We start from the raw sequence: 5,719 nt of genomic DNA, 5'->3' as shown, positions 1-5,719 counted from the left end.
GGCCGATCACCTCGGCCCCACCGCTCAGCTGGACAAGCTGTGCGATGTGGCCGCCAAGGAGCTTATCGACGTCTCTAAGATCCCCTACCGCACCCAAGTGGCCCAGGAGCGCATCAACGAGATTCTGGTTGACAACGCCCGCCAGGGGCGCCGCGTGGTGCGTCTGAAGGGCGGCGATCCTTATGTGTTTGGTCGTGGCTTCGAAGAGCTCACCACTCTTACCGCCGCGGGCATCCCGGTGGAGGTCATCCCCGGGGTGACCTCGGCGGTCGCGGTGCCCGCACTGGCGGGAACGCCGGTGACCCACCGTGGCGTCGTCCATGCCTTCACGGTGGTCTCCGGGCACCTGCCGCCAGGCCATCCCAAGTCTTTGGTGGATTGGGCAGCACTCGCACGGTCTGGGGCCACGCTTTCGGTCATCATGGGCGTGAAGAACGCGGCGGCCATTGCCACCGCGCTGATCGACGCCTCCCTCTCACCCCACACCCCCGTGCGCATCATCCAGGAAGGCTCCCTCGATGGCGAGCGGGCCTTCAGCTGCGAGCTCGCCGAGCTGGGTGCCACGATGGAGGAGAACTCGGTGGCTCCGCCGGCAGTCATCATTATCGGCGAGGCCGCCGGGCTCTAATCCGAGTTCGCGGCAGTCACGCCAACGCGAGCTGTTTCTGCAGTGGTCTCATCGCTAGCGGCGTGCCCATCCGGCTCAGTGGAGCTCACGACGCGGCTGCCACCGCGCTTCGGGTTCGAGTGGTGCCCGACGTAATTCTCTTCGCGCTCATGTCGAATGCGGCGTCGGTTGGCCCAGACGGTGAGGGTGATACCCACCACGAGCGCGGCGATTTGCAGTCCCACGACAACGCCGTGCGGCAGCACCCAACTCAATGCCTTGGGCACGTTGAGGGCGACGATAGCCGTACCTACAAAACCGCCCAGCAACGTAGGGTTGATGCGGGAAATGAGCCACGCTGCGATAGGCGCAGTGATCATGCCACCGATAAGAAGCGCCACCACGGCCGCAGCGTTGGCCACAATCTCATGCCACAGTCCCACGATAAATCCGACGGTAGCACCGAAAGTCACGAGAAACTCCGCGGTGTTGACCGTGCCAACGATGCGACGTGGCTGTTCACGGCCGACTGCCATGAGAGTCGAGGTGGAAATCGGCCCCCAACCGCCGCCACCGGAAGCATCAACGAAGCCGCCGACAATGCCTAATCCAGCAAGGAACGGAGTGGAATGTGGCCGCGAGGTTGAGACCTTTCTCGGGCGAAGGCGGGAAAAACGCCACACCAAGTTAATACCCAAGATAAGGAGAATGGTGGAGGTAACCGGTTCTGCGGATTCCAGAGACAGATTGGACAACACCGTCGCCCCCAAGAACGCTGAGATGGCACCTGGGACACCCAGCTTGAGCACCGTTGGCCAGTGAACGTTACCGAAACGCCAGTGGCTGATACCGGAGACGAGGGTGGTGCCCAACTCCGAGGTGTGGACCACGGCCGAAGCCGTCGCCGGTCCGAGGCCTGCAAGGAGCAAGATGGTCGTGGAGGTTACGCCAAAGCCCATGCCGATGCCGCCGTCAACGAGCTGAGCAGCGGCACCCGCAAGGGCTATGAGAATGAGGCTACGCATGAGCTACCTCCAGAAAACGTTGGGACACTATGCCCGCTAGGGCCTCCCCTAGCGGTGGTAGCACCTTCCGGTGCTGTGGGGTCGATGGATTGTCGGAACTGGGGGCAAGGCGGTCGAGCAACAGGCCAGGGCTGACGAAGAGCGGCACAACCACTTCGCTATGAGCGCTGGGCACATCCCGATTTCGATTCTCACCGCGAGACGCGTGAGCGTCTCGCGTGGCATAAGCAGCTTCTGCTACGCATCCGGTGATCTCACCCACGCGACGGGCGAGATCGGCGACGGCCGCATTAGCCTGTTCGTCGGAAGAGCCAACGGAGTAAACCACAACCTTATCGGCTCCGGCAGGAACCCGCGCGGCGAGAAGCTGGGCCATGTCCTCACCAGTGCCGAGGCCACGAGCTCGACGCAAAGACAGTCCGGACGATGCAGCTGCGCCGTCAATCGCGGTGGGCACGTCCACGCGCTGGTGATAGCCCTCAGTAAAGAGCAGCGGTACGACAATTGCGTCGCGCTCTCCGTGCTGAGCCATCTCCTGGGCTGCGGACCGGAGGGTCGGTTCATTGAATTCGAGGTGAGCGGCCAGAGCCGGCACGCCGGCGAGTTCACCAGCGGTGCGGGTCAGGGCCTCCACGTGTGGCGCGGCCGCAGGGTGACGCGAGCCGTGCGACAACGTAATTAATGCGGTCATGATGGCTCTCCTCAGTCAACAGTTAGGCCTTCGGCGCGGTGGAGTGACCGCGCCGAGCTAGGGAACGCTTGAGTGCTTCGTTGGCGGACACCGCCGGCGCTGGCGCTACGGGGGCATCGTCTTGACCGTGGAAACGCAAAGAGAAGATACGCAGGCACTCCTGACACTTCCACGCAAAATCGTCTTCCTCGTCTGGGAAAAGATCGGTGCCAGCACAGTAGGGGCAGTACGCTGGGTGGTTGCGGTTCGGATTAGGCTCGCGGCGGAAATTCACTGCAGGTCCTTCTCCTCCGCGCGCAGGACCCAGTGGCGGAACTGTTCGCCGTCTTCGCGCTGCTCCTTGTACTTGTTGACCAAGCGGATGACGTAGTCGGGCACTTCATCGGCCACCACCTTGTGTCCGCGCAGCTTGCGACCCCAGTCCGGGGATAGGCCGAGGGAGCCTCCCAAGTGGACCTGGAAGCCTTCGACGCGGTTTCCATCGGCATCGGTCACAATCTGTCCTTTCAGCCCAATGTCCGATACCTGCGAGCGAGCGCAGGCATTGGGGCAGCCGTTGAGGGCAATGGACAGGGGGACGTCGAGATCGCCGAGGGTATCTTCTAGGATGTCGACGAGCTCGATGGCGCGGGCCTTGGTGGTCACGTGGGCGAGCTTACAAAATTCCAGGCCGGTGCAGGAGATGACGCCGCGGCGGAACTCCGAGGGCTGGGAGTACAGGCCGGTCTCATCCAAGGCACGGGACAGGGCGGGAATGTCCGCTTCCTCGACATCGAGGAAGAGAAGCTCCTTCATTGGGGTGGTGCGGATGCGGCTGATGCCGAACTTCTCAGCCACATCTGCGATGGCAATGAGCTGCTCGCCAGTGGCATGCCCGACGGTGGGCTTGACGCCCACGTAGAACTTTCCGTCCTGCTGGCGGTGCACGCCCAAGTGGTCGCGGTTGCCGGGGGCGACGGGTAGCGGGAGGCCGTCGAGAAGCGGCGCGTCCAGATACTCCTCCTCCAGTACCTTTCGGAATTTCTCAATGCCCCACTGCGCCACCAGGAACTTCAGGCGCGCACGGTTGCGGTTGCGGCGGAAGCCATAGTCGCGGAAGATGCGCGCGACACCGGCCCATACCTCCGGAACACGCTCGAGCGGAATCCACGCACCGAGGGACTGCGAAAGCATCGGGTTGGTGGACAGGCCCCCGCCCACGAAGCAATCGAAGCCCGGGCCGTACTCGGGATGCTCCGTACCAACGAAGGCAACGTCCTGGATCTCGTGGGTGACGTCTTGGCGGGCGTTGCCGGAGATGGCGGACTTGAACTTACGCGGAAGGTTGTGGAACTCCTCGCGCGGGAGGTAGTTGTTCTTAATCTCCTCGATGGCCGGGGTGGCATCGATAATTTCGTCGGCGGCCACTCCCGCTACCGGCGAGCCGAGGATAACGCGCGGCACGTCACCGCAGCCGAGCAGAGTATCTAGCCCCACAGAGCGCAGTTTCTCCCAGATGGCGGGGACATCCTCAATCTGGATCCAGTGCAGCTGGATGTTCTGGCGGTCCGTAAAGTCCGCGGTGGAGCGCGCATAGTCGCGCGAAATCTCCCCCACCGCCCGCAGCTTAGCGGGGTCCACGCGGCCGCCGTCGAAGCGCACACGCATCATGAAGTATTCATCCTGCAGCTCAGCGTTGGAGAGCTTGGAGGTCATCTCCCCGCCCAGGTTCTGGTTGCGCTGGGTGTACAGGCCCAGCCACTTAAAACGGGGGGCGAGATCCTCGGCGGGGATGGAGGAAAATCCCTGCTTGGAATAGATATCAATAACGCGCTGACGCACGGCCAGGGCGTCGTCGGCCTGCTTGATCTCTTCGTCGGAGTTCAGCGGCGCGGTGCCATCGATCTTCCACTGGCCTTCCGGCTTCTTCACACGCGGGCGTCGCTTCGTTGCGGTGGTCATAATCTGCTGCCTTTCGTCGGTTAGTAAAAACCTACCGGTCTAGATACAGTAGACAAAGCAGTCTTTTTTATTTTCTCACGAATATGCAAAGCACGCTGGGTTTATGCCACAATGTTCTCCGAATGTAATTAGGCCCAGTTGCCCTACAGCAGACAAGCCGGTTCAATGAAACCCATGCTTGTTTAGACCTAAGCTTTCGTTAGTTACTACAACATTCCGAAAGGCCATCATGACCCAGCAGCCCCTGAAAGTAGCCGTCATCGGCGCCGGCCCAGCCGGCATCTACGCCTCCGACATCCTGGTGAAGAAGACCGGCGGCAACGTTCAGATCGATCTCATCGAGCAGATGCCAGCCCCCTTCGGGCTCATCCGCTACGGAGTGGCTCCGGACCACCCGCGTATTAAGGGAATCATTAACTCCCTGCACCGAGTGCTCGACACCGAACAGATCCGCCTTCTGTCCAACATCACTGTGGGCCGCGATGTCACCGTCTCCGAGCTCGAGGAGTACTACGACGCCGTCGTGTTTGCCACCGGCGCCGTTGGTGACCGGGGCATGCAGATCCCGGGCTCCGATCTCGAAGGCGTCCACGGCGCGGGCGAATTCGTCGGCTTCTACGACGGCAACCCGCGTTTCGAGCGCTCCTGGGATCTTTCCGCCACCGACGTCGCCGTGATTGGCGTGGGCAACGTGGGCCTCGACGTGGCCCGCATCCTGGCCAAGACCGGTGATGAGCTCAAGGAAGCCACCGAGATCCCCGATAACGTCTACGAGTCCCTGGCCAAGAACCAGGCCACCACCGTCCGCGTCTTCGGCCGCCGCGGCCCGGCGCAGGCCAAGTTCACCCCGCTGGAGCTCAAGGAGCTCGACCACTCCCCGACCATCAACGTGGTCGTGGACCCAGAGGACATCGACTACGACGAAGCCTCCCTCAAGGCCCGCGAAGAGGCCAAGTCCTGCGACTTGGTCTGCCAGACCCTCGAGGGCTACGCCATCCGCGAGCCCAAGGATGCCCCGCACACCCTGCAGATCCACCTCTTCGAGCAGCCAGTGGAGTTCATCGGTGAGAACGGCAAGGTCACGGCCGTCAAGACTGAGCGCACCGCCCTCAACGGCGATGGCTCTGTCTCCGGCACCGGCAAGTTCACCGAGTGGCCGGCACAGGCCGTGTACCTGGCCGTGGGTTACCGCTCCGATGCCATCGAGGGCGTTCCCTTCAATAAGCAGAAGAACGTCATCAATAACGACGGCGGCCACGTCGTCGACCTCGACGGCGAGGTCGTGCCGGGACTCTACACCACCGGCTGGATCAAGCGCGGCCCGGTGGGACTCATCGGCAACACCAAGTCCGATGCCACGGAGACCATCGGCATGCTGCTTGCCGACGCCGAAGCGGGCAACCTCTCCCACGACCGCGAAGAGGACATCGTGGAACTCTTCAAGTCCAAGGGCCT

At 62.6% G+C, this 5,719-nt stretch carries 6 protein-coding genes; 2 read left to right on the top strand and 4 right to left on the bottom strand.

The window, feature by feature from the left end:
* The coding region (gene cobA / locus RDN59_RS11230; RefSeq protein ID WP_308607918.1) for a uroporphyrinogen-III C-methyltransferase at positions 1-628 on the top strand (628 nt) is incomplete at its 5' end.
* Here the strand turns inward: cobA and RDN59_RS11225 are convergent.
* Genes RDN59_RS11225 through RDN59_RS11210 form a run of 4 tightly spaced genes read right to left on the bottom strand, consistent with a single transcriptional unit; the run spans position 625 to position 4,264 of the window.
* Positions 625-1,632 (bottom strand): sulfite exporter TauE/SafE family protein, encoded by a 1,008-nt coding sequence (locus RDN59_RS11225; RefSeq protein ID WP_308607917.1) that lies wholly within the window; start codon positions 1,630-1,632, stop codon positions 625-627. The two genes, cobA and RDN59_RS11225, sit on opposite strands and share 4 nt — an antisense overlap.
* Positions 1,625-2,323, bottom strand: a complete 699-nt coding sequence (locus tag RDN59_RS11220; protein WP_308607916.1) for a sirohydrochlorin chelatase — start codon at positions 2,321-2,323, stop codon at positions 1,625-1,627. Before RDN59_RS11220 ends, RDN59_RS11225 begins: the two co-directional genes overlap by 8 nt.
* A 22-nt stretch (positions 2,324-2,345) precedes the next feature.
* Positions 2,346-2,597 carry a hypothetical protein gene (locus RDN59_RS11215; RefSeq protein WP_308607915.1) on the bottom strand — a complete coding sequence of 84 codons (252 nt, stop codon included), beginning with the start codon at positions 2,595-2,597 and terminating at the stop codon, positions 2,346-2,348.
* A complete protein-coding gene (locus tag RDN59_RS11210; RefSeq protein ID WP_308607914.1) occupies positions 2,594-4,264 on the bottom strand; it encodes a nitrite/sulfite reductase in 1,671 nt (556 codons plus the stop codon). Before RDN59_RS11210 ends, RDN59_RS11215 begins: the two co-directional genes overlap by 4 nt.
* A 229-nt stretch (positions 4,265-4,493) precedes the next feature.
* Here RDN59_RS11210 and RDN59_RS11205 point away from each other — a divergent pair.
* Positions 4,494-5,719, top strand: a 1,226-nt coding sequence (locus RDN59_RS11205; protein ID WP_308607913.1) for an FAD-dependent oxidoreductase, incomplete at its 3' end; no start/stop codon positions are given.

This window comes from uncultured Corynebacterium sp., from assembly GCF_902489365.1.
Lineage (GTDB): Bacteria > Actinomycetota > Actinomycetes > Mycobacteriales > Mycobacteriaceae > Corynebacterium.
The sequence above is the reverse complement of the archived record's forward strand: the minus strand, read 5'-3'. Positions and strand labels throughout refer to the sequence as shown.